This window comes from Streptomyces hydrogenans (assembly GCF_014656075.1).
GTDB classification, from domain to species: domain Bacteria; phylum Actinomycetota; class Actinomycetes; order Streptomycetales; family Streptomycetaceae; genus Streptomyces; species Streptomyces hydrogenans.
In genome coordinates this window covers 1-25,219 of the sequence record NZ_BNBS01000089.1, presented here as the reverse complement: position 1 = coordinate 25,219, position 25,219 = coordinate 1, and the positions used below count along the sequence as shown (strand labels likewise).

The following is a 25,219-nucleotide window of genomic DNA, read 5'->3' as shown; positions in this document are numbered from 1 at the left end:
GTCTACTCCTGACGACGGCTTCGCGAGCGAGCAGCGATGCAGCAGCCCTACCCGCTGTGCGCGCGCCTATGCACCGCGTGCCCTCCCCATCCGGAGTCCGGAGCCCCGGCGACGCATTCCGGTCACCTCCTGGCCGATACCCGGTGGGCGGTCCGCGAGGACCGGGGGGATCGGCGCGATCGGGGGCGGGCGGTCAGTGGCCCAGGTGCTTGCGGACCTTGTTCTGGAGGTCCATGACCCACTTGCCGCGCTTGGGTCTCGCCTCCACGTTCCCGAGCACCGCGTAGCCGTTGACCACCACGAGCGGGGCCTGCGGGTCGACCCCCTCCAGGGTCGTGACGTCGAAGTTCCCGAGGATGCCGACGCCGGAGCCGCGCAGGCTGATGTTCTCCGGGACGCGGACCTCGACGTTCCCGAAGATCGAGGTGGCGTTGATGGTGGTGAGCGGCTGGGCGAAGATCGCCTCCGTCAGGTCGATCTCCACGTTCCCGAAGATCGCGAAGGCGTTGGTGCGGCGGGCGACCCGCCAGCGGCCCTTGCGGGTGGTGCTGGAGAACACCGCGAGGAGCTGGTCCGCGTTCCCCTCCGCGTCCTCCGGGCCGTAGGCGGCCGGGGCGGGGGTGGTGCGCGCGGTGGACGGGGCGCCGTCGGCGGCCGGCAGGTCCCGCACGACCGGCTCCAGCTCGCCCACCGTCTTCGCCCGGTAGACCGCCTCGACCCGCTCCGCGTGCTCCTCCGCGTCGAGCCGGCCCTGCGCCAGGGCCTCCGCCAGGATCTCCGCGACCCGGTCCCGGTCGGCGTCGGAGGCGCGCAGGGCGCCCTGGGGATCGGCGTACGCGGGGGCGGCGGGGGCGGCGGGGGCGGCGGGATCAGCGGGCGCGGCCGGGGGTGCCGGGGCCGGGGGAGGGGACGGGGCCTCGGGCGGGGACGGAGGCGTGGGGGCGGCCGGGGATGCGGGGCGCCGCGCGGGGTCGGGCTGCTTTTCGAGGTCCACGTCTCCACCCTGGCACACGCGATAGATCGCGACCAGGCGTCGGATCCCCCATCTCTCCCCTAGGGGACGTGGTGGCGGGTTGCGTCGCGGCGGGAAACCGCCGGGTTCCGGACACGTGCGGAGTCGTCGGCTCCGCCAGGATGAGGGCGGGCGAGGCCCGGATGAGGGCGGGCGGGCAGGCGGGAGGGGTGCGGGAGATGACGGACGTTCAGAACGGTCACCGGCAGGGCCCCGACGCCTTCGAGGGGCTCGTGCTGAGACGGCTCGACGAGATCCGGCGGGCGCTGCGGGTCACCGAGCCCGGGGCGGTACCGGCACCGGACGGGGCCGCCGCCGAGCCGCCCGACGTGGAGGTCGTCGCCGGGGCGCGGGCCATCGCCGAGCGGTACGTGGCGCTCCAGCGCTCCGCCCGGCGCGAGATCCTCGCCCTCGCCGCGGGGCCCGTCGTCGCCGTGCCCGCCGCCGACAACTCCGGGCAGCGCGAGGCGATGCGGGCCGGCGTGCGGTACCGCGTCGTCTACGACCGGGACGCGCTCGCCCTCACCGACTCCGACACCCCGCCGCTGCTCGAACACTGGGCGTCGCTCGGCGAGGAGATGCGGGTCGCGTTCGGACTGCCGCTGAAGCTGGTGCTGGTGGACCGGGCGCGGGCGCTCGTGGTCCCGCTCACCGACGGGGCGGACGGCGAGCCGCGCGCGACGGTCCTGCGGTCGCGGCCGCTGCTCGACGCGCTCGGCTGGCTCTTCGACCGGGTCTGGGACAGCGCCCTGCCGGTGCCGGTGGCGGTCGCGGCGGCGGTCGACGGCCCGCTGACGCCGGAGGACCGGCGGCTGCTGACGCTGCTGCTGAACGGCTACACGGACCACGCGATCGGGGCGCAGCTGGGGGTGTCGGAGCGGACGGTGCAGCGGCGGGTGCGGAGGTTGCTGGCGCTGGCGGGTGTCCGCAGCCGCCTCCAACTGGGCTGGCACGCCGCCCGCCACCACTGGCTCTGACCCGCCGCCCCCCACGCCCGCCGCCCTCACGCCCGCCGCCCGCCGGTGAGGCCCAACGGGGGCGCTTGGCCCGGGGGTTGTCGGGTTTACGTCACGGCGGCAAGCCGACAGGGGCGGAGCACCGTGGGGTGGGCGGACCCGTGGCAACGTGACGGTCGTTCGCACACCTGGTCGCCGGAAGGACATCCATGTCCCGTCGCAGATCCACCGCGATATCCACCGCTCTCGCCCTCACCGCCGCGTCCCTCGCCCTCACCGTGGGCCCCGCCGCGGCCGACGCCGACCCCGCCCCGGCCGACCGGCTGGGCTCGCACGACCGTGCTCTGCTCGCGCAGTACGAGCGGCAGTACGAGCAGGGGCAGCGGGCGCGGAGCGGGCTTGCCGCTCCCGGCTTCGCGACGCTGATCGTCGCCGTCGCCGAAGGCCGTACCGCCGAGGCGGAGGCGGCGCTCGCCGAGCTGGGCGTCGAGGCGCTCCGCACCGAGGAGTCCGTCGGGTACCTGAAGGCCAACGTGCCGTTCGACCTCGTCGAGCGGGTCGCCGCGCTGGACCCGGTCGTGGCCGTCGACCTCGACGAGCTGCTGGAGGTCGAGGACGCGCGGGCCGACGGCGGGGCCGAGGGCGCGCACGGGCCGAAGCCCGGAGCCGAGCTGCCCGCCGCGCCCTCCGCCGCGACGCCGGACTCGAACCCGTACATGCCGACCCGCGAGACCGGCTCGACGGACTTCAAGGGGGACCACCCCACGTTCGACGGACGCGGGGTCACCATCGGCGTCATGGACACGGGCGTCGACCCGACCCACCCGGCGCTCGCGAGGACCACGACCGGCGAGGACAAGCTCCGCGACACGGTCACGGGCAGCGACCCGAACAACTTCATCGACCTGCTCTTCGACGACTCCTGGTTCTCGATGACCCGGACGTACGCGGGGCCGGTCTTCACGGACCCGCTCGGGAACACCTGGACCGCGCCCGACAGCCCCGACCTGCGGGTCGCCTCGCGGTCCATGAACTGGCCGGGCGGCGGCACCAGGAAGGTCGGGGTGCTCTACCGGAACTCCGACGAGGGGATCTGGGTCGACACCGACGGCGACCTGGACTTCACCGACGAGGAGCTGATGCGGCCCTTCGGCGAGGACCGCCAGATCGGCTACATCGGCACGGACGACCCGACCACCGAGCGCAACGAGCGCGTGCCCTTCACCGTGCAGATCCGGCCGGCCGACAAGATGCCCGGCCGCCAGGGCCCCGGGATCAACGTCAACGTGATCACCGAGGCGCACGGCACCCACGTCGCCGGCATCACGGCCGCCCACGGCATGTACGGCGGCGCGATGGACGGCCAGGCGCCCGGCGCCCGGCTGGTGTCGATGCGCGCCTGCCACAGCTTCGGCTGCTCCTCCGCCGCGCTGACCGACGGCATGATCGACCTCGCCTCGAAGTACGGCGTCGACGTGATCAACATGTCGATCGGCTCCAGCCCCGAGCTCAACGACGGCCAGAGCGCCCGCGCCCTCGTCTACAACCGGCTGATCGACTCCACCGGCGTCCAGCTCTTCATCTCCGCGGGCAACTCCGGCGCCGGGACGAACACGGTCGGCGACCCGACCGGGGCCGACAAGGTGGTCAGCGTCGGCGCCGCGGTCTCCTCCGACACGTGGTGGGCGAACTACGGCTCGCGGACCAAGGACGCGCGCGCCATGTTCCCCTTCTCCTCGCGCGGCCCGCGTGAGGACGGCGGCTTCAAGCCGGACGTCACCGCGCCCGGCGCGGCCGTCTCCACCACCCCGGACTGGATCGCGCCCGCCTCGGTCGCGGAGACCGGCTACCGGCTGCCGGCCGGCTACTCGATGATGAACGGCACCTCGATGTCGTCCCCGCAGGCCGCCGGCGCCGGGGCGCTGCTCCTCTCGGCCGCGCGGCAGACCGGGGTGTCGGCCACCCCGGCCGAGCTGCGCGCCGCGATCTACGCGACCGCCCGCTGGAACGGCCGGGCCGACGCCGTCGCGCAGGGCCGCGGCCAGTTCGACGTGCCGAAGGCGTGGTCCGTCCTCGGGAAGGGGAAGGCCGGCACGGCCGACGCCGTCACCGTCTCCGCGCCCGTCTGCACCCCGCTCTCCGGCAAGCTCGTCACCCCGCACCGCGGCAGCGGCCTCTTCAACAGCTGCGCCCCCGGCGCGGGCGGCCAGGCGGTCGGCGAGGAGCGGACGTACGAGCTGACGGTGACCCGCACCACCGGTTCCGACCTGCCCGTCGCGTACGAGGTGGGGCTGAAGGGCGGCGAGGGGACCTTCTCCGTGCCGTCCTCCGTGGTCCTCGCCAAGGGCGTCCCGGCCACCGTGAAGGTCACCGCGAAGCCGGGCGTCCAGGGCGTCCACTCCGCCGTCCTCACGCTGGACGACCCGGCCACCCGGGCCGTGGAGCGGCACGCCATGCTCGCGGTCGAGGCCGCCGTCCCGCTGGCCGTCGGCGGCACCCCGCTGACCGTCACCGGCGTCACGCACCGCAACGGCACCGTCCACTACACCGTGGCCGTGCCCGCCGGGGCGCAGGCGCTGACCGTCTCCCTGGACGGCCTCGCCGAGGGCAGCCAGACCCGCTGGTGGGCCTTCCGGCCGACGGGCGTCTCCGGTGAGAGCTCCGCCGCCGGCACGATCTACTGCTACGCCGGCTACCTCGACGGCAACGGCTGCGACCCGGGGACCCGCACCTACGCCCAGCCCGCCGCGGGGGTGTGGGAGCTGGTCGTGGAGTCCCGGCGCACCTCCCCGCTGTGGGCGAACCCGTACGCCCTGCACGCCTCCGTCTCCTGACGGAACACGCCACATCGGCGCGGTCCCGGTCCCTGGTGAGCCTTACCTCACAGGATCGGGGCCGCGACCTCGTTCTACGCTGGAGGGCGCGCCCGCCAACGGAGGCGGCGCGCCGCTGTCTGCCGAGTGAGGAATGGCCGCCGTCATGCCTGAGTTTGCGTACTCCGATCTGCTGCCCCTGGGAGAGGACACCACGCCGTACCGCCTGGTGACCGCCGAGGGCGTCTCCACCTTCGAGGCCGACGGGCGTACGTTCCTCAAGGTCGAGCCGGAGGCGCTGCGGCAGCTGGCCGCCGAGGCGATCCACGACATCCAGCACTACCTGCGTCCGGCCCACCTGGCCCAGCTGCGGAAGATCATCGACGACCCGGAGGCGTCGGGCAACGACAAGTTCGTCGCGCTCGACCTGCTGAAGAACGCGAACATCGCCGCCGCGGGCGTGCTGCCCATGTGCCAGGACACCGGCACCGCGATCGTCATGGGCAAGCGCGGCCAGAACGTGCTGACCTCCGGCCGTGACGAGGAGGCCCTGTCCAAGGGCGTCTACGACGCGTACACCAAGCTGAACCTGCGGTACTCGCAGATGGCCCCGGTGACCATGTGGGAGGAGAAGAACACCGGCTCGAACCTGCCCGCGCAGATCGAGCTGTACGCGACCGACGGCGGCGCGTACAAGTTCCTCTTCATGGCCAAGGGCGGCGGCTCCGCCAACAAGTCCTTCCTCTACCAGGAGACGAAGGCCGTCCTCAACGAGGCGAGCATGATGAAGTTCCTGGAGGAGAAGATCCGCTCGCTCGGCACGGCCGCCTGTCCGCCGTACCACCTGGCGATCGTGGTGGGCGGCACCTCCGCCGAGTTCGCGCTCAAGACCGCAAAGTACGCCTCCGCGCACTACCTGGACGAACTGCCGACCGAGGGCGACGCCGCCACCGGCCACGGCTTCCGGGACAAGGAGCTGGAGGAGAAGGTCTTCGAGCTGACGCAGAAGATCGGCATCGGCGCGCAGTTCGGCGGCAAGTACTTCTGCCACGACGTCCGCGTGGTCCGCCTCCCCCGCCACGGCGCCTCGCTGCCCGTCGCGATCGCCGTCTCCTGCTCGGCCGACCGCCAGGCCGTCGCGAAGATCACCGCCGAGGGCGTCTTCCTGGAGCAGCTGGAGACCGACCCGGCGCGCTTCCTGCCGGAGACCACGGACGAGCACCTCGACGCCGACGGCGACGTGGTGAAGATCGACCTGAACCAGCCGATGGACGAGGTCCTCGCCGAGCTGACCAAGTACCCGGTCAAGACGCGCCTCTCGCTGACCGGTCCGCTGGTCGTCGCCCGTGACATCGCGCACGCCAAGATCAAGGCGCGGCTCGACGCGGGCGAGTCGATGCCGCAGTACATGAAGGACCACCCGGTCTACTACGCGGGCCCGGCGAAGACCCCCGAGGGGTACGCCTCCGGTTCCTTCGGTCCGACGACGGCCGGCCGGATGGACAGCTACGTGGAGCAGTTCCAGGCGGCGGGCGGCTCCATGGTGATGCTGGCCAAGGGCAACCGCTCGCAGCAGGTCACCGACGCGTGCGGCACGCACGGCGGCTTCTACCTCGGCTCCATCGGCGGCCCGGCCGCCCGTCTCGCCCAGGACTGCATCAAGAAGATCGAGGTCCTGGACAACGAGGAGGACGGCATGGAGGCCGTCTGGAAGATCGAGGTCGAGGACTTCCCGGCGTTCGTCGTCGTCGACGACAAGGGCAACGACTTCTTCCAGAACCCGGCGCCGGAGCCGACCTTCACCCACATCCCGGTGCGCCAGGGCTCCCAGCTCGCGTAACCCGCGGTAGCGCTCCACCCGCCCCCCGGTCCCCCGTGGACCGGGGGGCGGTGTCGTCCTCCGCTCGGAAAGTCGCTACCGACCGGTAGCCAGCAGGACATCTACTGGCCAGTATGGGTCGCGAGCATGTCAACCACTGAGACGGTCGACCACTCGGGAGCCCCCATGCCCTCCGCCAAGTCCACAGCCACCGCCACCGGCCTCCTCGGCCTCACCGCCCTCCTCGTCGTCGGGCCCGCGCCCGCCGCCTCCGCCGCCGACCCGGACACCCACCTCACCTCGGCCGCCGCGGTCGAGGGCGTGGACTACGCGACCTGGCGCCGCGACGTCGCCGCCGTGGTCGCCGAGGCCCGCCCGTACATCGAGGAGCGCGCCGAGGACGCCGGCACCGAGCGGCAGGCGATCGTCCTCGACATCGACAACAGCTCGCTGGAGACGGACTTCCACCCGTTCTGGGAGCTGCCCACGCCGGCCATCCCCGAGATCCACGCCCTGGTCCGGGACGCCCACGCGCGCGGGGTGAAGGTCTTCTTCGTGACCGCGCGCCCGGGGATCGTCCACTCCCTCACCGAGTGGAACCTCAAGAAGGTCGGCTACCCGGTCGACGGGCTGTACGTGCGCTCGCTGCCCGACCTGTTCGCCGAGGTGAGCGCGTACAAGACGGAGAAGCGCGCCGAGATCGAGGCCAAGGGCTACACGATCATCGCGAACATCGGGAACAACACGACCGATGTCGTCGGCGGTCACGCCGAACGCGCCTTCAAGCTGCCGGACTACGGCAAGCTGTCCTGACGCCCGGCCCTAGCGGGTGAGGTGGAACTCCAGCTTGGAGTAGTCCCCGTCGGGCGTGGAACGGATCCAGCCGCGGACGTCCTTGAAGTCGCCGGTGCCGCCGGTGACCGCGATGTCGAACGCGGCGGGGGCGTCGTCCGTCGGGTCGACGGAGAGCAGCGTCTGCCCGGCGATCGCGCCGCCCGGGCCGCCGTTCAGGACGAAGGTGCCGACGCACATCAGGTCGGCCGGGTTGCCGGCGCGCGCCACCGTGCAGGCGACGCCGTCCCGGCCGACCGTCTCGCCGCCCTTGGAGCGGGAGAGGTCGTCGGCGAAGGCGAAGGAGTCGCCGACCTCGGGTGCACCGCCGGTCTCCCCGCCCTCGTCCGTCGGGACCTCCTTGGCGTAGAGGGTGAACTCGAACCCGTCGGCCGCGGGCGCCGCGGCCACCGGTGCCGCGGCCGTGAAGGCGATGGCGGCGGCCGTGGCGGCGCCGAGCGCGCCGATCCTCCTGAGGCTGAGACTCCGGATCATGGACTGCCTCCCTGGCGGGGTGTGGGTCCTCCCCCTTCGGGCCGTCCTCACATTGTGCGACCGCCGTCCGGGTGACGCACGCGGTCGGGGATGATGGGGCCATGCCAGGTAGAGCCCCCTTTCTCCGTACCGCCCTGCTCGCGGCGGCCCTGCTGACCGCCTGCGGTACGACCCCGGAGCCGGCCGCGTCCCCCTCCGGGACCGCGAAGCCCTCCGCGACGCCCTCCGCCGCCCCTTCCGAGGAGGTCGCGAAGGCCGCGGGATCCGTCGGCGGCCCGGGCACCGCGTGCGCGCTGCCCGTCTCCTTCTCGCTCGCCGAGGGCTGGGAGCCGGAGACGGTCGAGAAGCCGGAGGACCCCGACTTCGCCGCGCTGGTGGAGCAGGGTCCGGCCACGATCGTGTGCGAGGCCAAGTCGGAGGGGACCTCCGACATCGGCTTCCTCCGGGTGTGGACCGCGCCGAAGGCCCCGGCCCGGGCCACCCTGACGGCCTTCGTGAAGGACGACAAGAGCAAGGCGCTCGTCCTGACGGACGTGAAGCTGGGCGGCACGGCCGCCGTGGAGGCCCGCTACTCCGTGTACAGCGCGCTGGAGGAGGAGTGGCGGGACGGCCGTTCCTTCGCGGTGGAGACGGCGAAGGGCACGGTCGTCGTGGAGCTCGGCGGCCTCGACGCCGAGGAGGAGGCGGTGGTCGCCGCCTACGAGCTGGCGAAGTCGACCTTCGAGGTGGCGTAGGCGGTCGCGCCGCCGGTCCCGTACCGCCGCGGAGAAGAGCCGTGGCCCCCCGCCCCGCACCGGACGGAGGGCCACGGCGTTCCGGGGCCCGCGGGCTACACGAACCGCTGGTTCGCGGAGCCGTTGCAGGTCTGGAGCCGGACCGGCTCCTTCGCGGCCCCCTGCGCGAGGCAGAGGCCGGTGGCGGCGGCGGGCCGGATGGTGGCGCCGTCGCGGACGAACTTCTGGTTGGCGGCGCCGGAGCAGTTCCAGAGGATCAGCGCCCTGCCGGCCTGGTAGGCCGCACCGGGCACGTCCAGGCAGCGGTCCTGGGTGAGTTCGGTGTGCAGGGTCTTGCGGGCGGAGTCGTACCACCAGCCCTGGTTGCGGCCGCCGTGGCAGCCCCAGCCGAGGACGGCGGTGCCGTTGGCGGACGCCGAGGCGTTCACGTCGAGGCAGTCGCCGGTCGCCTCGACCCTGAGCGGCTTGTAGACGTCGTCCCAGGCGAGCGGGAAGAGCGTCGGGGTGCCGGACGAGTTCACGTCGGCGCAGCTCGCCTCGCGCAGGCCCGAGGCGTACAGCTGGGTCAGGCAGGAGGCGAAGGCGGCGTGGCCGCTCTTGTTGGGGTGGAAGGACTGGCGGGTGGAGTTCTCGTCGATCCCGCCGGGCTTGGAGAGGTCGATGAACAGGCCCCGGGCCCAGGTGTCCTCCATGCAGACCTCGTGGCCGTGGAAGAGCCGCGAGTTGTCGAGGTAGACGGCGCCGGTGGAGGCCGCGACCTTGCGCATGCCGCGCTCGAAGGCCGGGACGGCGGTGTTGCGGCCCCACTTGGTGTCGGAGTCGTAGCCCATGCCGCCGCAGACCAGCTTGCCCGGGAAGTTCGGGTTGTCGTTGAAGTCGGGGCCGATGGGGCTGGGGTAGCCCATGACGACGAGCTTGTAGTCGCCGTCGGCGTACCCGGCGTCCCGCATGACCGTCTTCAGGTCGCGGACGGTCTGCTCGACCTTGGGGACGAGGGCGTCGACGCGGGCCTGCCAGCCGGGGGCGTACTTGGGCTCGCAGGTGCCCTGGCTGAGGACGTAGCGGGTGACGCAGTCGGTCATGACGGGGCCGAACTGGAGGTCGTCGTTGGCCCCGGCGACCAGCAGCACCATCTTGATGCGGGTGTTGCGGGCCTTGACGGCGAGGTTGTCGCTCTGGACCAGCTCGTCCGCGTACTGCTTGCTGCCGCCGATCCGGATGTTCCCGGTGTAGGCGCCGGAGCAGGACACGTTGAAGGTGAGGTCGGCGGCGATCCCGGTGCGGTGGATGGCCGCGTCGGGCGAGCGGTGGCACCAGTTGGTGGGACCGTTGGTGGGCGACTCGTAACTGCCGACGCCCTCGCCGGAGATCTCGCTGTCGCCGAGCGAGATCAGACCGGTCTTGCGCTGGTCGAGGGGCCGCTCCTCGGGGCTGCCGTAGATCCGGGTGGCCTCGGCGGCCCGGACTGCCTCCAGCTCGGGCGGGAGGGGTACGGAGGCGACGGCGGCCCTCGTACCCGTGTCGGCCGCTCCGGCGGGGGCGGCGGCGGTGAGGGAGCCGAGGGCGGCGGCCGCCGCGGCGACGGCGGCGATGGGCCACCGGAGTCTGTACCTGGTGCGCGTCATTGCGCCTCCTGGAAGTGGGGTTACCCACGGTTTTTACTGGCCGGTACGCGCCTTGGGAATACATCGAACAAGACAAGTGCTCATCTTTTTATGGAGGTTGAGTGATGACTGACGGCACGAAGAACGAAGACGGCTACCGGATCGAGCACGACTCCATGGGCGAGGTCCGGGTCCCCGCGCACGCCAAGTGGCGGGCCCAGACCCAGCGGGCCGTGCAGAACTTCCCGGTCTCCGGGCAGCGCCTGGAGCGCGCCCACATCGAGGCGCTGGCCCGGATCAAGGCCGCCGCCGCGAAGGTCAACGCCGAGCTCGGCGTGATCGACCCGGACCGGGCCGAGGCGATCGCGGCCGCCGCCGCGGAGGTCGCGGAGGGCCGCTGGGACGACCAGTTCCCGGTCGACGTCTTCCAGACCGGCTCCGGCACCTCGTCCAACATGAACACCAACGAGGTCCTGGCCACCCTGGCCGGCGAGCGGCTCCCGGCCGACCGGGCGGTCCACCCCAACGACCACGTCAACGCCTCGCAGTCGTCCAACGACGTCTTCCCCTCCTCCATCCACATCGCGGCCACCGCCGCCGTCACCCGCGACCTGATCCCCGCCCTCGACCACCTGGCCGCCTCCCTGGAGCGAAAATCGGCCGAATTCGCGTCGGTGGTGAAGTCGGGCCGCACGCACCTGATGGACGCCACCCCGGTCACCCTCGGCCAGGAGTTCGGCGGCTACGCGGCCCAGGTCAGGTACGGGATCGAACGGCTGCGCGCCTCGCTCCCCCGGCTCGCCGAACTCCCCCTCGGCGGCACCGCGGTGGGCACCGGCATCAACACCCCGCCCGGCTTCTCGGCCGCCGTCATCGCCGAGCTCGCCCGCGCCACCGGCCTGCCCTTCACCGAGGCCCGCGACCACTTCGAGGCCCAGGGCGCCCGGGACGGCCTGGTGGAGACCTCCGGCCAGCTCCGGACCATCGCCGTCTCCCTCACCAAGATCGCCAACGATCTGCGCTGGATGGCCAGCGGGCCCCGCACCGGCCTGGCCGAGATCGAGCTGCCCGACCTCCAGCCCGGCTCCTCGATCATGCCCGGCAAGGTCAACCCGGTGATCCCGGAGGCGGTCCTCATGGTCGCCGCCCAGGTCACCGGCAACGACACCACCGTCGCCGTGGCCGGCGCGGCCGGGAACTTCGAGCTCAACGTGATGCTCCCGGTGATGGCCAAGAACCTGCTGGAGTCCGTGCGGCTCCTGGCCAACGCCTCCCGGCTGCTCGCCGACCGCACCGTCGACGGCGTCACCGCCAACGCCGAGCGGGCCCGCGAGTACGCCGAGTCCTCCCCCTCCGTCGTCACCCCGCTGAACAAGTACATCGGCTACGAGGAGGCCGCCAAGGTCGCCAAGAGGTCCCTGGCCGAGCGGAAGACCATCCGCGAGGTCGTCCTGGAGTCCGGCTACGTGGACCGCGGCGCCCTCACCCTCGAACAGCTCGACGAGGCCCTCGACGTCCTGCGCATGACCCGGCCGTGACCCCGCGGTGAAGCGCGCCCGTCCCCGGGGTGACTCAAGCGTGACGCGTACCGCAGCGCGGGTGGGAGCGCGCCCCTAAGATCTGCGCATGACAGGATCGGACGGCTCGGGCGACATCCAGCACTGGGCGCCGGGGGAGCACATCCTCTGGCGCTACCGCGGCATCGGCACCGACGAGGTGCACATCTGCCGGCCGGTGACGGTCGTCCGCGACACGCCGGACCTGCTCGCCGTGTGGATGGCGCCCGGCACCGAGTGCGTCCGCCCGGTGCTCGCCGACGGCACCCCGGTCCACGACGAGCCGCTCGCCACCCGCTACACCGCGCCCCGGACCACCGAGCGCGCCCGCTGGGCCGGCAGCGGGGTCCTCAAGCTGGCCCGGCCCGGCGACCCCTGGTCGGTCTGGCTGTTCTGGGACCGCGGCTGGCGCTTCCGCAGCTGGTACGTGAACCTGGAGGAGCCGCGCCGCCGCTGGTCCGGCGGCGTCGACTCCGAGGACCACTTCCTCGACATCTCCGTCTACCCCGACCACAGCTGGCTCTGGCGGGACGAGGACGAGTTCGCCCAGGCCCAGCGGTCCGGCCTGATGGACGCCGGACGGGCCGCCCGCGTGGAGGCCGCCGGGGCGGCGGCCGTACGGCTCGTCGAGGAGTGGGGGACGCCCTTCCGGGACGGCTGGGAGGCGTGGCGGCCCGATCCTTCCTGGACCGTTCCCGCCCTTCCGGCGGACTGGGACCGCACTCCGGCGCACACGGCGCCATGAGACCCTTGATGCGCCCCCGGGGTCGAAACGTAGGATCGTCCTCCGCACGGCCGACACCGGGCGCGCACCACGTCACCGAGCGAACGCAGCACAGCAACTGACCACACGTCACCGCACGTCATCGATGAGGGGGAGAGCAGTGCCTGAGCTGTGCCCGGGTGGCGCGCCCCCCGCCCCTGCCGTCGTCCGCGGATCGTCCGTACCCACCGCGAACACCGCCTCCGAGGGGTTTATCCCCGGCGAAGGCGCGGCATCGGCGAGAAGAGCGAGTGCATCGCACCACCGGCCCGGACGGACGGAATCCCACGCGTGACGGAGCATCCCACCTCCCACGAAGGCCGGCAGCCCCTGGCCGACCGGCCCCAGGAGCAGACGCGGCCCCGGCAGGAGGCCGCGCCCGCCGGCCTGCCCTCCGACATCCCCGCGCAGCCGACGGCACAGGTCCCCGACGCCCCGCCGCAGCCGCCCGGGCCGTCCGGTCCCGCGGTCGCCGTCGCCGTCTCCCCCAAGCCCCCGGTCGGCGAGGGCGGCGCGGAGCCGGCGGGCGAGCGCGAGGGCGACCGGCTGCGGTTCGTCGGCGCCGCGACCCGGCGGATCGCCCGCGGCCTCGACCTGGACGAGATCGTGCTCGGCCTGTGCCGGGCCACCGTGCCGACCTTCTCCGACGAGATCCTCGTCTACCTCCGCGATCCGCTGCCGGTGGGCGACGAGCGGCCGGTGGCGCCCTTCGTGCTGCGGCTGCGCCGCACCGACCGGCTGCGGTTAACGGACCTGGAGGGCGACGAGCTCGTCCTCGTGCCCGATCCCGACCCGACCCCCGCAGCCGAGCTGTGCGAGGTGCGCTCCGGCAGCGCCCTGGCCGAGGTGCTGCGCGGGGTCCGGCCGGTCTTCGGCGACTCCGCCGCCGCCCGGACCGCCCTCGGCGAACTGCTCGGCCCGGAGCATCCGTTGCCCCGCGGGCTGCGGGCGATACTGGCTCCGCTGCGCGGCCGTCGCCGGGTGATCGGCGCCGCCGTCTTCCTGCGCCGCACCGAGCAGCCCGCCTTCGACCCGGACGACCTGCTGGTCGGCGCCCAGCTGGCCACCCACACCGCGCTCGGCATCGACAAGGCGGTGCTGTACGGCCGGGAGGCGTACATCGCCGACGAGCTCCAGCGCACCATGCTGCCGGACTCGCTGCCGCAGCCCACCGGCGTCAAGCTGGCCTCGCGCTACCTCCCGGCGGCCGAGACGGCCCGGGTGGGCGGCGACTGGTACGACGCGATCCCGCTGCCCGGCAGCCGGGTCGCGCTGGTCGTCGGCGACGTCATGGGCCACTCCATGACCTCGGCCGCGATCATGGGCCAGCTGCGCACCACCGCGCAGACCCTGGCCGGGCTCGACCTGCCGCCGCAGGAGGTCCTGCACCACCTGGACGAGCAGGCCCAGCGGCTCGGCCAGGACCGGATGGCGACCTGCATGTACGCGGTCTACGACCCGGTCTCGCACCGGATCACGGTCGCCAACGCCGGTCATCCGCCGCCGATACTGCTCCACATGGACGGGCACGCCGAGGTGCTGCGGGTGCCCGCGGGCGCCCCGATCGGGGTCGGCGGGGTCGACTTCGAGGCGGTCGAACTGGACGCCCCGGCCGGTGCCACCCTGCTGCTCTACACGGACGGTCTGGTGGAGTCCCGGCTGCGGGACGTGTGGACCGGCATCGAGCAGCTGCGGGAGCGGCTGACGGCGGCGGCCCAGCTGACCGGCCCCGACCACGCGCCGCCGCTCGAAGCGCTCTGCGACGACGTGCTCGACATGCTCGGGCCGGGCGACCGGGACGACGACATCGCGCTGCTCGCGGCCCGCTTCGACGGGATCGCGCCGAGCGACGTGGCGTACTGGTTCCTGGAACCGGAGGACGCGGCCCCGGGCCGGGCCCGCCGGCTGGCCCGGCGGGCGCTGGCCCGCTGGGACCTGGAGGAGCTGACGGACTCGGTCGAGCTGCTGATCAGCGAGGTCGTGACGAACGCGGTGCGGTACGCGGAGCGGCCGGTGACCCTGCGGCTGCTCAAGACCGACGTGCTGCGCTGCGAGGTCGGCGACGACTCCCCGCAGCTGCCGCGGCAGCGGCGGGCCCGCGAGACGGACGAGGGCGGGCGCGGCCTGTTCCTGGTGAACCGGCTGGCGCGGCGGTGGGGGGCGACCCGGCTGTCGGGCGGCAAGGTCGTCTGGTTCGAGCTGGCGACGCGGGTCTGAGACGCGGCGAAGGCCGGTCCCCCTGGTGGGGGCCGGCCTTCGTCGTGTCCGCGGGCGGGGTCAGCGGGGCTGCTGGGTGGTGCGGGAGGGCGGGAGGACGCCCTGGTCGCCGCCGCTGTCGGGGACCTCGGGGTCGGGCGGCTGGACGGTCGCCGTGTTCGTCGGTTCCCGGGTGGGTTCCTGGGTCGGCGGCGGCGTGGTGGCCGGGTCCTCGGTGGGCGTCGGCGGGGCCGTCGTCGGCGCGGTGGTCGGCGGGGTCGGCGCGGTGGTGGTGCGGGCCGGCGGGGTGGTGGCCGTGGAGGTCGGCTCCTGGGTGGGCTCGTCGGTCGCGGTGGGCGAGCCGGTCGCGGTCGGCTCGGTGTCGCGGCCGCTGTCGTACCCGCCGGTCTCCAGGTCGAACTCGGCGTCGGAGCCGCCGTTCAGGGCGCGTTCGGTGTACGCGCCCCAGATCTGGGCGGGGAAGCCGCCGCCGTTGGCGCGGCCGGGCTCGATGGTGTCGGTGAGGGTGACCTGCTCGGCGATCTTGCCGGAGGTGTCCTCGCCGAAGAGGGCGACGGCGGTGACCAGTTCGGGGGTGTAGCCGACGAACCAGGCGGACCGGTTGTTCTCGGAGGTGCCGGTCTTGCCGGCGGCCTCGTAGTCGCCCGCGGCGCGGAAGCCGGAGCCGTTGTCGACGACGCCCCGCATGGCCCGGGTGACGGTGTCGGCGGCCCGGCGGCTGATGACCTGCTCGCCGGTCTGCCGGACGGTCTCGACCTGGCGGTCGCGGTGCTGGGCGGTCTTGACGAGGGCCGGGGTGACCTTGACGCCGTGGTTGTCGAGGGTGGCGTAGGCGCCGGCCATGTCGAGGGTGGAGGCGCCCATGGTGCCGAGGGCCATGGCGGGGGTGGGGTCGAAGTCCTGGCCGTCCTTCATGCCGAGGGAGAGCGCGGTCTTCTTGGTCTTCTCCTCGCCGACGTCGACGATCATCTGGGCGTAGACGGCGTTGATGGACTTGTCGGTGGCCCGCTGGACGGAGACGGGGCCGTACGAGTAGTCGTCCTCGTTCTCGGGGGCGTAGTGGATCTTGCTGCCGACGACGGGGCGCTTGCTGTCGCCGTTGTAGACCGTCCCCAGGCCGATCTCGCGGCCGTCCTGGGTGGTGGACCGGTTGTCGACGGCGGACGCCAGGACGATCGGCTTGAAGGTGGAGGCGGGCTGGAAGTCGCGCCGGGTGGCGTTGGACATCCAGTGCTCGGTGGCGCCGACGCCGCCGTACATCGCGACGACGGCCCCGGTCCTCGGGTCGACGGAGGTGGCGCCGGCCTGGACGGTGGCGTCCTTCTTGTCGCCCTTGCGGTCGAGCTTGGCCTCGAGCTGCTTGTCGACGGCGGCGACGAGGTCCTTCTGCTTGCGCTCGTCGATGTTGAGGGTGATCGTCCAGCCGCCGGCCTTGATGTCCTCCTCGCTGACGCCCTGGCGCATCAGCTCCTGGTTGGCGGCCTCGACGATGTAGCCGGTCTGGCCCTCCATGCCGGGGAGCGGCTTGGGCTCCCGGGGGACGGGGAACTTCAGTCCGGCGCGCTCGGCGGCGGGCAGCCAGCCCATCTCGACCATGTTGTCGAGGACGTAGTTCCAGCGCTCCTCGACGAGCTTGCGGCCGGTGGCGCTGGCGGAGGTCCAGTCGTACTGGTTGGGGGCCTGGAGCAGCGAGGCGAGGTAGGCACCCTGGGCGGTGGTGAGCTTGGCGGCGTCGGTGCCGTAGTACGAGCGGGCGGCGGCCTGGATGCCGTAGGCGGAGCGGCCGTAGTAGCTGGTGTTGATGTAGCCGGCGAGGATGTCGGGCTTGGACATCTCCTCGTCGACCTTGACGGCGATGACCATCTCCTTGAGCTTGCGGGTCGCCGTCTGGTCCTGGCTCAGGTAGAAGTTCTTGACGTACTGCTGGGTGATCGTGGAGCCGCCCTGCTTGCCCTTGCCGGTGAGGGTGTTCCAGGCGGCACGGGTGGTGCCCTTGATGTCGACGCCGTTGTCCTTGTAGAAGGTCTTGTTCTCGGCGGCGACGAAGGCCCGCTGGACGGGGAGCGGGATCTTCTCCAGGTCCACGATCTCGCGGTTGATCTCGCCGGTGCGGGCGAGGATCTTGCCGTTGGAGTACTGGTAGATGTTGCTCTGCATGGTCGCCTCGGCGTTGGCCGAGGGGACGGGGACCAGCAGGTAGACGGTGTAGAGCGCGCCCATGCCGATGAGGCAGAACGCGAAGAGGGTGCCCAGGATCTTCTTCCAGGTGAAGAGGCGGCGTATGCCCCGTTTCTTCGCCTTCTTGTCCGGTCGGCCCATGTCGCGTGTCGCTCCGCTCGTCGTGTGTCCCGTCGTCCCCGGTCCGGCGTCGCGCCGGATCAGCTCAGCAAGCTAACACCGACACTGCGGACATAGGGCAACCGATCACGTCTTTTCAGGACGTGAGAATCAGCACCCACCCCCAGGGGAACCGACGTCCGGGCGGACGTGATGGTTGCGTGAAGAACCGGTTCCGCTTTCGTACGCACCTCCCTTTCCGGCCACCCCGCGGCCCGGCCCGGCGGGTCCCGGGCGGCTATACAACGTGCGTATACACACCGTGTACAGTGACGCCCATGTCCATCGGTCACACCCTTCTCGGCCTCCTCGAAGCGGGCCCGCGCCACGGCTACGACCTCAAGCGCGCCTTCGACGAGCGGTTCGGCCACGACCGGCCGCTCCACTACGGCCAGGTCTACTCGACGATGTCCCGCCTCCTGAAGAACGGCCTCGTCGTCGTCGAGGGCATCGAGCCCGGCGGCGGCCCCGAGCGCAAGCGGTACGCGATCACCGACGCCGGCATCACCGACGTCGCCGACTGGCTCGCGACGCCCGAGAAGCCGGAGCCGTACCTCCAGTCGACGCTCTACACCAAGGTCGTCCTCGCCCTGATGACCGGCCGCGGGGCCGCCGAACTGCTCGACACCCAGCGCGCCGAGCACCTGCGCCTGATGCGCGAGCTCACCCGCCGCAAGAAGGACGGCGACCTCGCCGACCAGCTCATCTGCGACCACGCCCTCTTCCACCTGGAGGCCGACCTGCGCTGGCTGGAACTGACCGCCGCCCGGCTGGACCGGCTCGCCGAGGAGGTCCGCCGATGAACACCGCACCGCTCCTGGAGGCCACCGGCCTCTCCAAGGCGTACGGCCCCACCGCCGCGCTCTCCGGGGCGGACTTCGCCCTGCGCGCGGGCGAGGTCGTCGCCGTGATGGGCCCCTCGGGCTCCGGCAAGTCCACCCTGCTGCACTGCCTGGCCGGCATCGTCCGCCCCGACGCGGGCACCCTCGCCTACGACGGGCGCGACATCACCGCCCTCTCCGACACGGCCCGCAGCGCCCTGCGCCGCACCGACTTCGGCTTCGTCTTCCAGTTCGGCCAGCTCGTCCCCGAGCTGAGCTGCGTGGAGAACGTCGCCCTGCCGCTCCGGCTGAACGGCGAGAAGCGGAAGGCCGCCGAGGCCCGGGCCCTCGAATGGCTCGCCCGCCTGGAGGTCGACGACACCGCGGCCAAGCGCCCCGGTGAGATATCCGGCGGCCAGGGGCAGCGGGTCGCCGTCGCCCGCGCCCTCGTCTCGTCCCCCCGCGTGATCTTCGCCGACGAACCGACCGGCGCCCTCGACTCGCTCAACGGCGAGCGCGTGATGCGGCTGCTCACCGACGCCTCCCGGGACACCGGCGCGGCCGTCGTCCTCGTCACCCACGAGGCCCGCGTCGCCGCCTGGTCCGACCGCGAGGTCGTCGTCCGCGACGGCTCGGTCCGCTCCTCGGAGTGGGCCGCGTGAACCCGCGCATCTGGGCCCGCGACCTCGCGCTGGGCGCCCGCTTCGCCGTCACCGGAGGCCGCTCCGGGGTGCTCCGCACCCTGCTCACCGCGGCCGGCGTCGGCTTCGGCGTGGCCCTGCTCCTGCTCGCCTCCTCGCTGCCGAACATGCTCTTCCAGCGCGAGGTCAGGGAGTCGGCCCGGGCCCCCGACGCCAGCCACCGGATGATCGAGGAGCCCGGCCCCGGGACCTTCCTCCACTACACCCAGTACAGCTCCTACCGGGGCGCCGCCCTCTCCGGCCTGCTCCTCAAGCCCGAGGGTCCCGGGGCCGCCGTGCCGCCCGGCACCGACGGCGTGCCCGCGGCGGGCGAGATGCTGGTCTCCCCCGCCCTCGGCCGGCTGCTCGGCTCGCCGGAGGGCGCCCTCCTCAAGGAGCGGCTGCCGTACGAGGTGGTGGGGACGATCGGCGAGCCCGGGCTGATCGGCCCGAACGAACTCCGGTACGTCGCCCACGCCCCGTTCCTCACCACCGACAACTACGACGGGCGCGGGCTGCGCTACGGCTGGTCGGTGCCCGAGGAGCCGATGAACGCCTTCCTGCTCCTCCTCGTCGTCATCGCCTACGTGGTGCTGCTGCTGCCGGTCCTCGTCTTCATCGGCACCGCCGCCCGCTTCGGCGGCGAGCAGCGCGACCGGCGGCTCGCCGCCCTCCGGCTGGTCGGCGCGGACAACGCCACCACCCGGCGGGTCGCGGCCGGCGAGTCGCTCGCGGGCGCCCTGCTCGGCCTGGTCGTCGGCGCCGGACTCTTCCTGGCCTCCCGGCAGTTCGCCGGGACCGTCGAGATCTGGGACGTCAACGCCTTCCCGTCCGACGTCGTCCCGCACACCCTGCTCGCCCTGCTCGTCCTCGCCGTGGTGCCGGTCTCCTCGGTGGTGGTCACGCTCCTCGCCCTGCGCGGGGTGGCCATCGAGCCGCTGGGCGTGGTGCGGACCTCCACCCCACGCCGCCGCCGGCTGTGGTGGCGGCTGCTGATCCTCGCCGCCGGGGCCGCGCTGCTCGTCCCGGCGGTCGGCGGCATCCAGGTCGAGGACACCGGCATCGACACCTTCACCATCGGCGCGGGCACCGTCCTCGTTCTGATCGGCCTGACGGGGCTGCTGCCGTGGCTGGTCGAGGCGGCGGTGAAGCGGCTGCGCGGCGGCCCGGTCTCCTGGCAGCTCGCCGTGCGCCGGCTCCAGCTGTCCAGCGGCACCGCCGCCCGCGCGGTCAGCGGGATCGTGGTCGCGGCGGCCGGGGCGATCGCGCTCCAGATGCTCTTCCAGGCGATGGAGCACACCTTCACCGCCGAAACCGGCCACGACACCAGCCGGGCCCAGCTCCAGACCTCGCTGGACGCACGGGACGGCGCCGACGCCCGCCGGACCATCGACCGGCTCGCCGCCGTCGAGGGGGTCACCGGCGTGATCGGCACGGTCGACTCGCACGTCTACCGGCACGGGCCGCTGAAGCCGGGCGAGGAGTTCCGGCCGATCGCCCCGTTCTCCGTCGGCGACTGCGCCTCGCTGCGCGAGTACGCCGTGCTCCCCTCCTGCGCGGACGGCGACGTCTTCGTGGTGGTGCCGCCGAAGGGCGCCACCGACGCCCCGGACGCCCCCCGGATCAGGGAGACCGCCCGCCCCGGCGCCCTGGTCACGCTCCGCGACCCGGCCGAGACGAAGGGGACCGTGCCCGAGTGGCGGATCCCGGCCACCGCCCGCGTGGTGACGGCCCGCCCCGACCCGGTCGGACTGCACCGCTACGGCGTCCTCGCCACCCCGAGGGCGATCGGCGCGGCCCCTCTGGAGAACCCGCGGTCCGAGGTGCTGGTGCGGCTCGACCCGAGCCTGCCGGACGCCCCCGAAGTGGTGCGCAACGCCGCCCTGGAGATCGACCCGACCGCCACCGTCCGCGGGCTGAGCGACACCGAGCAGAGCTCCAAGTTCCTCAGCGTCCGCACCGGCATCCTCGTCGGCTCCACCCTGACGATGCTGCTGGTGGCGGCCTCCCTGCTGGTCGCGACCCTGGAGCAGCTGCGGGACCGCAAGCGGCTGCTCTCCTCGCTGGTCGCCTTCGGCACCCGCCGCACCACCCTGGGCTGTTCTGTGCTGTGGCAGACGGCGGTGCCGATCGCCCTCGGACTGGCCCTCGCGGTCGCGGGCGGTCTCGGCCTCGGCTCGGTCCTGCTGGCGATGACCGGCCAGCGGGTGCACGACTGGTGGGTCTTCCTGCCGGTCGTCGGCGTCGGCGCCGCGCTCATCGCGGCGGTGACGCTGCTGAGCCTGCCGCTCCTGTGGCGGCTGATGCGCGCGGACGGCCTGCGCACGGAGTAACCCGCCGGGCACGTGTACGAGTCGGGGCGCGGGTTCCTGGCACCGGGGGGTGTCAGGAACCCGCGCCCAGCACCCGTACCGGGAGCGCCTCCAGCTCCTCGCGCAGGGCCTCGGCCAGCTCCTCGAAATCGGACTGGCGGGCCGCGCCGGTCCGCATCGCCAGGGCGACCCGGCGGGACGGCGCCGGGGCGGTGAAGGAGCCCGTGCACAGGGCGGTGTTGCGGGCGGTCTCGACGGTGACGGCGGTGCGCGGCAGCAGGGTCACGCCGAGCCCCCCGGCGACCAGCTGGACCAGCGTCGACAGGCCGGCCGCGGTGGTGGTGACCTCGGCGCCGTCCTCCCGCCCCGCCTCGCGGCAGATGTCGAGGGCCTGGTCGCGCAGGCAGTGCCCCTCGTCGAGCAGCAGCAGCCGCAGCTCCCTGAGGGCCTCGCGTGGGATGTCGTCCCGCCCCGCCAGCGGGTGCCCCTCCGTGGTGACCAGCACGAAGTCCTCGTCGAAGAGCGGGAGTTCGGTGACGCCGGGCACGCCGAGCGGCACGGCGAGGAGCAGCAGGTCGAGCCGTCCGGCGGCCAGCCCCTCAAGCAGGGAGGAGGTCTGCTCCTCGTGGACCTGGAGGTCGAGCTCGGGGTAGCGGCGGTGGGTCAGCCGCAGCACGGCCGGCAGCAGGTAGGGCGCGACGGTCGGGATGACGCCCAGGCGCAGCACCCCGGTGAAGGGGGCGCGCGCCCCCTCCGCCTCGTCCATCAGCTCGGCGACCGCGTCGAGGACGGCCCGGGTCCGGACGGCGAGCCGCTCCCCCGCGGGCGAGAGCAGCACCTTGCGGGTGGTCCGCTCCAGGAGCTGGACACCGAGTGCCTCTTCGAGGGCCGAAACCGCGCCCGAGAGCGCGGGCTGGCTCATGCCGATGGCGGCAGCGGCGTCCCGGAAGTGCAGATGCTCGGCGACCGCCGCGAAGGCCCTGAGCTGGGAGAGGCTGGGCTGCTTGGCGCGCTGGGGGGCGTGCTGGGGGGCGTACGGGGAAGCCACTGATAACCACCTTCGATCAACACGACCCACTCTAGCTATTTCCCTGATCAATGCACTGCGTGCCATGCTGTGATCAGTCCAACCCCTCACGGAAGACCCCAAAAGGGACCCTTCCCCCTTGCAAGGAGAGCGCGTGCTCACTGTCGGTGACCAGTTCCCCACCTACGACCTGACCGCCTGCGTGTCGCTGGAGAGCGGCAAGGAGTTCGAGCAGATCGACCACAAGTCCTACGAGGGCAAGTGGCGCGTGGTGTTCTTCTGGCCGAAGGACTTCACCTTCGTCTGCCCGACCGAGATCGCCGCGTTCGGCAAGCTGAACGACGAGTTCGCCGATCGCGACGCCCAGATCCTCGGCGTCTCGGGCGACTCCGAGTTCGTCCACCACGCCTGGCGCAAGGACCACGCCGACCTGCGTGACCTGCCCTTCCCGATGCTCGCCGACTCGAAGCACGAGCTCATGCGCGACTGCGGCGTCGAGGGCGAGGACGGCTTCGCCCAGCGCGCCGTCTTCATCGTGGACCCGAACAACGAGATCCAGTTCACCATGGTGACCGCCGGCTCCGTCGGCCGTAACCCCAAGGAGGTCCTGCGGGTCCTCGACGCCCTGCAGACCGACGAGCTCTGCCCCTGCAACTGGAACAAGGGCGAGTCCACCCTGGACGCCGGTGCGCTCCTGGCCGGTGAGTGAGCATGGCCCTCGATGAGCTCAAGTCCGCCATACCGGACTTCGCCAAGGACCTGAAGCTGAACCTCGGCTCGGTCATCGGCAACAGCGAGCTGCCGCAGCAGCAGCTCTGGGGCACCGTCCTCGCCTGCGCGATCGCCTCGCGCTCGCCGAAGGTGCTCAAGGAGCTGGAGCCCGAGGCCCAGGCGAACCTGAAGCCCGAGGCGTACCAGGCCGCCAAGTCCGCCGCCGCCATCATGGCGATGAACAACGTCTTCTACCGGACCCGGCACCTGCTGTCGGACCCCGAGTACGGGACGATGCGGGCCGGTCTGCGGATGAACGTCATCGGCAACCCCGGCGTCGAGAAGGTCGACTTCGAGCTCTGGTCGCTGGCCGTCTCCGCGATCAACGGCTGCGGCCAGTGCCTGGACTCGCACGAGCAGGTCCTGCGCAAGGCCGGCGTCGACCGCGAGACGATCCAGGAGGCGTTCAAGATCGCCTCGGTGATCCAGGCGGTCGCCGTCACCCTGGACGCGGAAGCCGTCCTCGCCGAGTAGTCGGCGCGACCGTACGCGGGAAGGGCCCCGGAGCCGAGTGCTCCGGGGCCCTTCTCCGTGTCCGCGCTACTTCTTGAGCGCGGCGAGCAGCGCCAGGGCGTCCTGGGCCATCGGGACGTCGATCCCGGAGAGGTCGGGTGCGCCCTGCTCGACGGCCTCGCCGTCCTCGTTCTCGTACCAGTTGCGGTAGATGTCGAGCTGGACGACCGCCTGCCCGTCGAGCACCCGCAGCGTCCCGCCGTCCTCGCCCCGGTCGCCGAAGAACGCCTGCTCGCCGACGCCCGCGACCGGCAGCAGCAGGCCCTCGTGCTTCGCGCGCGCGGCGAACTCGATCCCGGGGTCGACCCCCTTGTGCAGGGTGTAGCGGACCTCGACGCCCTGCTCGCGGTCGCCCTGGCCGAAGGTGGCCGAGCAGGAGCTCTCGCTCAGCACCGGATCTTCCAGGTACGGCCCCGGGCCCGTGGCGCCCCGCTCGCCGAGGACCATCGCCAGGGCCTTCAGTTCAGCCCGCTCGCACAGGTCCTCCACGGCCTCCAGGCCGCCCAGGTCCACGCCCTCGTCCGGCCGGCCGGCCTCGTACGCGTACAGCCCGCCGCCCCACAGCGCCGAGGCGAGCAGCGCGCCGCCGAGTGCCCACAGCGGGCGCGACCCGGTCCGGCGCGGGCGCGGGCGCGGCGCCCGTTCCTCGGTCAGCAGCTCGGTGGTCCCGAAGGGGGCGCCGCCCTCCAGCTCGGGCTCGGATATCACGCCGGGCCCTTTCGGTCCGGCGAGCCGGGCGCGGGGGTCGGCGCCACCTCGAAGGCGGTCGCGCCGCGCGGCTCGGGCGCGGTGAGCAGCGCGGGTTCGTGGCTCCACGCCTTGAGGTAGCCGACGACGGTGTTGGCGACCGCGACGAGCGGGACGGCGACGACGGCTCCGCCGATGCCGGCGGTCAGTCCGCCGGCGGCCACGGCGAGGACCACGGCCAGCGGGTGGACCCGGACGGCCCGGCCGAGGATGAACGGCTGGAGGACGTGGCCCTCGATCTGCTGCACGGCGAGGACCACCAGGAGCACGCCGAGCGCGGTGCCCGGCCCGTTGGTGACCAGGGCGACGATCACGGCGAGGGCGCCGGAGATGACGGCGCCGACGAGCGGGATGAAGGCGAAGAGGAAGATGAAGACGGCGAGCGGCACCGCCATCGGCACTTCGAGGAAGTAGAGCCCGAGGCCGATGAAGACCGCGTCGATCAGGGCGACCAGGACGGTGCCGCGCACGTAGGCGGTGAGGGTGCGCCAGGCGCGCGGACCGGCGCCGGCGACCCCGGGCCGGGCCTGCGCGGGGACGAGCTTGAGGGTCCACTCCCAGACCTTCTTCCCGTCGTAGAGCAGGAAGAGGGTGGAGAACATCGCGAGCAGTATGCCGGTCATGGTCTCGACGATCACGGTCACGCCCTGGAGCCCGGCGGAGGTGATCTGCTCGGCGTTGGCGCCGATGGTGTCGCTGAGGTTCTTGGCGATCTCGTTGATCTGCCGCTCGGTCACGTGGAAGGGGCTGTCGAGGAGCCAGCGCTTGAGCTCCTCGATGCCGTCCCTGACCCGGTCGGTGAGGTTGTCGATGTTGTCCATCACCTGCCAGACCACGAACCAGCCGACGAGCCCCATCACGACGAAGCCGGCGGTGGCGGTGAGGGCGGTGGCGAGCCCGCGCGGCACGCCCCTGGCCCGCAGCCGGGCCACGGTCGGCTGGAGCAGGGCGGTCACCAGGAGCGCGGCGACGAAGGCGAGGACGACGAGCTGGACGGAGCTGATGACCCGCATCAGCACCCAGACCGTGCCGGCCAGGACGAGCAGCCGCCAGCCCGCCTCGCCGGCGACGCGCAGGCCCCACGGGATGGCGGAGACGGGGTCGGGCCGGGCGGGGACGGCGGGGGCGTAGGCCGGCGGGGCGGGCACGGTACGGCTCTCGGCCACGTCGACGGCGGCCTCGGCGGCGGGTACGGCGTACCCCGCGCCGGC

Annotated in this window: 20 protein-coding genes; 13 read left to right on the top strand and 7 right to left on the bottom strand. The window is 72.9% G+C overall.

What is annotated here, in order from left to right; genetic code table 11:
- Nucleotides 1–193: 193 nt before the first annotated feature.
- Nucleotides 194–994 (bottom strand): DUF1707 SHOCT-like domain-containing protein, encoded by an 801-nt coding sequence (locus IE321_RS29485; protein ID WP_190225147.1) that lies wholly within the window; start codon nt 992–994, stop codon nt 194–196.
- 197 nt (nt 995–1,191) lie between these two features.
- On the opposite strand from IE321_RS29485, the gene IE321_RS29480 reads away from it, so the two are divergent.
- From IE321_RS29480 to IE321_RS29465, 4 genes are all read left to right on the top strand, one after another.
- Nucleotides 1,192–1,989 carry a helix-turn-helix transcriptional regulator gene (locus tag IE321_RS29480; protein ID WP_226651333.1) on the top strand — a complete coding sequence of 266 codons (798 nt, stop codon included), beginning with the start codon at nt 1,192–1,194 and terminating at the stop codon, nt 1,987–1,989.
- A gap of 188 nt (nt 1,990–2,177) precedes the next feature.
- A complete protein-coding gene (locus IE321_RS29475) occupies nt 2,178–4,802 on the top strand; it encodes a S8 family serine peptidase (RefSeq protein WP_190225145.1) in 2,625 nt (874 codons plus the stop codon).
- Nucleotides 4,803–4,947: 145 nt separating this feature from the next.
- Nucleotides 4,948–6,621 carry a fumarate hydratase gene (locus tag IE321_RS29470; protein ID WP_190225144.1) on the top strand — a complete coding sequence of 558 codons (1,674 nt, stop codon included), beginning with the start codon at nt 4,948–4,950 and terminating at the stop codon, nt 6,619–6,621.
- 126 nt (nt 6,622–6,747) lie between these two features.
- Nucleotides 6,748–7,413 (top strand): HAD family acid phosphatase, encoded by a 666-nt coding sequence (locus IE321_RS29465; protein ID WP_372470192.1) that lies wholly within the window; start codon nt 6,748–6,750, stop codon nt 7,411–7,413.
- Nucleotides 7,414–7,422: 9 nt separating this feature from the next.
- On the opposite strand, the gene IE321_RS29460 is transcribed toward IE321_RS29465, so the two are convergent.
- Nucleotides 7,423–7,926 (bottom strand): hypothetical protein, encoded by a 504-nt coding sequence (locus IE321_RS29460; RefSeq protein WP_043227131.1) that lies wholly within the window; start codon nt 7,924–7,926, stop codon nt 7,423–7,425.
- Between the two features lie 101 nt (nt 7,927–8,027).
- Between IE321_RS29460 and IE321_RS29455 the strand changes: the two genes are divergently transcribed.
- Nucleotides 8,028–8,660 (top strand): lipoprotein, encoded by a 633-nt coding sequence (locus IE321_RS29455; protein WP_190225143.1) that lies wholly within the window; start codon nt 8,028–8,030, stop codon nt 8,658–8,660.
- A gap of 95 nt (nt 8,661–8,755) precedes the next feature.
- Here IE321_RS29455 and IE321_RS29450 read toward each other — a convergent pair whose 3' ends face one another.
- Nucleotides 8,756–10,285: a ricin-type beta-trefoil lectin domain protein gene (locus tag IE321_RS29450; protein WP_190225142.1), complete on the bottom strand. Its 1,530-nt coding sequence runs from the start codon at nt 10,283–10,285 to the stop codon at nt 8,756–8,758.
- Between the two features lie 104 nt (nt 10,286–10,389).
- On the opposite strand from IE321_RS29450, the gene IE321_RS29445 reads away from it, so the two are divergent.
- From IE321_RS29445 to IE321_RS29435, 3 genes are all read left to right on the top strand, one after another.
- Nucleotides 10,390–11,802 carry a class II fumarate hydratase gene (locus IE321_RS29445; protein ID WP_043227125.1) on the top strand — a complete coding sequence of 471 codons (1,413 nt, stop codon included), beginning with the start codon at nt 10,390–10,392 and terminating at the stop codon, nt 11,800–11,802.
- An 88-nt stretch (nt 11,803–11,890) separates the two neighbouring features.
- Entirely contained in the window at nt 11,891–12,565 is a 675-nt protein-coding gene (fomD, locus tag IE321_RS29440) for a cytidylyl-2-hydroxypropylphosphonate hydrolase (protein WP_190225141.1), read from the top strand.
- A gap of 309 nt (nt 12,566–12,874) precedes the next feature.
- On the top strand, nt 12,875–14,800 hold the full coding sequence (locus IE321_RS29435) for a SpoIIE family protein phosphatase (protein WP_190225140.1): 1,926 nt from the start codon (nt 12,875–12,877) through the stop codon (nt 14,798–14,800).
- A 60-nt stretch (nt 14,801–14,860) separates the two neighbouring features.
- Here IE321_RS29435 and IE321_RS29430 read toward each other — a convergent pair whose 3' ends face one another.
- Nucleotides 14,861–17,119 carry a transglycosylase domain-containing protein gene (locus tag IE321_RS29430; protein WP_190225139.1) on the bottom strand — a complete coding sequence of 753 codons (2,259 nt, stop codon included), beginning with the start codon at nt 17,117–17,119 and terminating at the stop codon, nt 14,861–14,863.
- A 296-nt stretch (nt 17,120–17,415) separates the two neighbouring features.
- Between IE321_RS29430 and IE321_RS29425 the strand changes: the two genes are divergently transcribed.
- Genes IE321_RS29425 through IE321_RS29415 form a run of 3 tightly spaced genes read left to right on the top strand, consistent with a single transcriptional unit; the run spans nt 17,416 to nt 20,971 of the window.
- Entirely contained in the window at nt 17,416–17,940 is a 525-nt protein-coding gene (locus tag IE321_RS29425; protein ID WP_190225138.1) for a PadR family transcriptional regulator, read from the top strand.
- A complete protein-coding gene (locus IE321_RS29420) occupies nt 17,937–18,620 on the top strand; it encodes an ABC transporter ATP-binding protein (RefSeq protein WP_043227117.1) in 684 nt (227 codons plus the stop codon). The genes IE321_RS29425 and IE321_RS29420 overlap by 4 nt, the downstream gene beginning before the upstream one ends.
- Nucleotides 18,608–20,971, top strand: coding sequence for an FtsX-like permease family protein (locus IE321_RS29415; RefSeq protein ID WP_372470191.1), 2,364 nt, complete (start codon nt 18,608–18,610; stop codon nt 20,969–20,971). Before IE321_RS29420 ends, IE321_RS29415 begins: the two co-directional genes overlap by 13 nt.
- A 52-nt stretch (nt 20,972–21,023) precedes the next feature.
- Here the strand turns inward: IE321_RS29415 and IE321_RS29410 are convergent, their stop codons facing one another.
- Nucleotides 21,024–21,998, bottom strand: a complete 975-nt coding sequence (locus IE321_RS29410; RefSeq protein ID WP_226651331.1) for a LysR substrate-binding domain-containing protein — start codon at nt 21,996–21,998, stop codon at nt 21,024–21,026.
- Between the two features lie 133 nt (nt 21,999–22,131).
- On the opposite strand from IE321_RS29410, the gene IE321_RS29405 reads away from it, so the two are divergent.
- Both IE321_RS29405 and IE321_RS29400 read left to right on the top strand, forming a co-directional pair.
- Nucleotides 22,132–22,686: a peroxiredoxin gene (locus tag IE321_RS29405; RefSeq protein WP_030747068.1), complete on the top strand. Its 555-nt coding sequence runs from the start codon at nt 22,132–22,134 to the stop codon at nt 22,684–22,686.
- Nucleotides 22,687–22,688: 2 nt separating this feature from the next.
- Nucleotides 22,689–23,222: an alkyl hydroperoxide reductase gene (locus tag IE321_RS29400; protein WP_043227114.1), complete on the top strand. Its 534-nt coding sequence runs from the start codon at nt 22,689–22,691 to the stop codon at nt 23,220–23,222.
- Between the two features lie 66 nt (nt 23,223–23,288).
- Here the strand turns inward: IE321_RS29400 and IE321_RS29395 are convergent, their stop codons facing one another.
- Both IE321_RS29395 and IE321_RS29390 read right to left on the bottom strand, forming a co-directional pair.
- Entirely contained in the window at nt 23,289–23,969 is a 681-nt protein-coding gene (locus IE321_RS29395) for a hypothetical protein (RefSeq protein ID WP_190225135.1), read from the bottom strand.
- Nucleotides 23,966–25,219: AI-2E family transporter (locus IE321_RS29390; RefSeq protein WP_229916582.1), on the bottom strand; the 1,254-nt coding region annotated here is incomplete at its 5' end. The genes IE321_RS29390 and IE321_RS29395, both read right to left, overlap by 4 nt.

What these genes read in the sequence shown, in the direction of transcription:
- fomD (WP_190225141.1), top strand. Translation starts at nt 11,891, where the DNA reads ATGACAGGATCGGACGGCTCGGGCGACATCCAGCACTGGGCGCCGGGG.
- IE321_RS29470 (WP_190225144.1), top strand. Translation starts at nt 4,948, where the DNA reads ATGCCTGAGTTTGCGTACTCCGATCTGCTGCCCCTGGGAGAGGACACC.
- IE321_RS29475 (WP_190225145.1), top strand. Translation starts at nt 2,178, where the DNA reads ATGTCCCGTCGCAGATCCACCGCGATATCCACCGCTCTCGCCCTCACC.
- IE321_RS29455 (WP_190225143.1), top strand. Translation starts at nt 8,028, where the DNA reads ATGCCAGGTAGAGCCCCCTTTCTCCGTACCGCCCTGCTCGCGGCGGCC.
- IE321_RS29465 (WP_372470192.1), top strand. Translation starts at nt 6,748, where the DNA reads ATGTCAACCACTGAGACGGTCGACCACTCGGGAGCCCCCATGCCCTCC.
- IE321_RS29400 (WP_043227114.1), top strand. Translation starts at nt 22,689, where the DNA reads ATGGCCCTCGATGAGCTCAAGTCCGCCATACCGGACTTCGCCAAGGAC.
- IE321_RS29450 (WP_190225142.1), bottom strand. Translation starts at nt 10,285, where the DNA reads ATGACGCGCACCAGGTACAGACTCCGGTGGCCCATCGCCGCCGTCGCC.
- IE321_RS29460 (WP_043227131.1), bottom strand. Translation starts at nt 7,926, where the DNA reads ATGATCCGGAGTCTCAGCCTCAGGAGGATCGGCGCGCTCGGCGCCGCC.
- IE321_RS29430 (WP_190225139.1), bottom strand. Translation starts at nt 17,119, where the DNA reads ATGGGCCGACCGGACAAGAAGGCGAAGAAACGGGGCATACGCCGCCTC.
- IE321_RS29480 (WP_226651333.1), top strand. Translation starts at nt 1,192, where the DNA reads ATGACGGACGTTCAGAACGGTCACCGGCAGGGCCCCGACGCCTTCGAG.
- IE321_RS29420 (WP_043227117.1), top strand. Translation starts at nt 17,937, where the DNA reads ATGAACACCGCACCGCTCCTGGAGGCCACCGGCCTCTCCAAGGCGTAC.
- IE321_RS29425 (WP_190225138.1), top strand. Translation starts at nt 17,416, where the DNA reads ATGTCCATCGGTCACACCCTTCTCGGCCTCCTCGAAGCGGGCCCGCGC.
- IE321_RS29445 (WP_043227125.1), top strand. Translation starts at nt 10,390, where the DNA reads ATGACTGACGGCACGAAGAACGAAGACGGCTACCGGATCGAGCACGAC.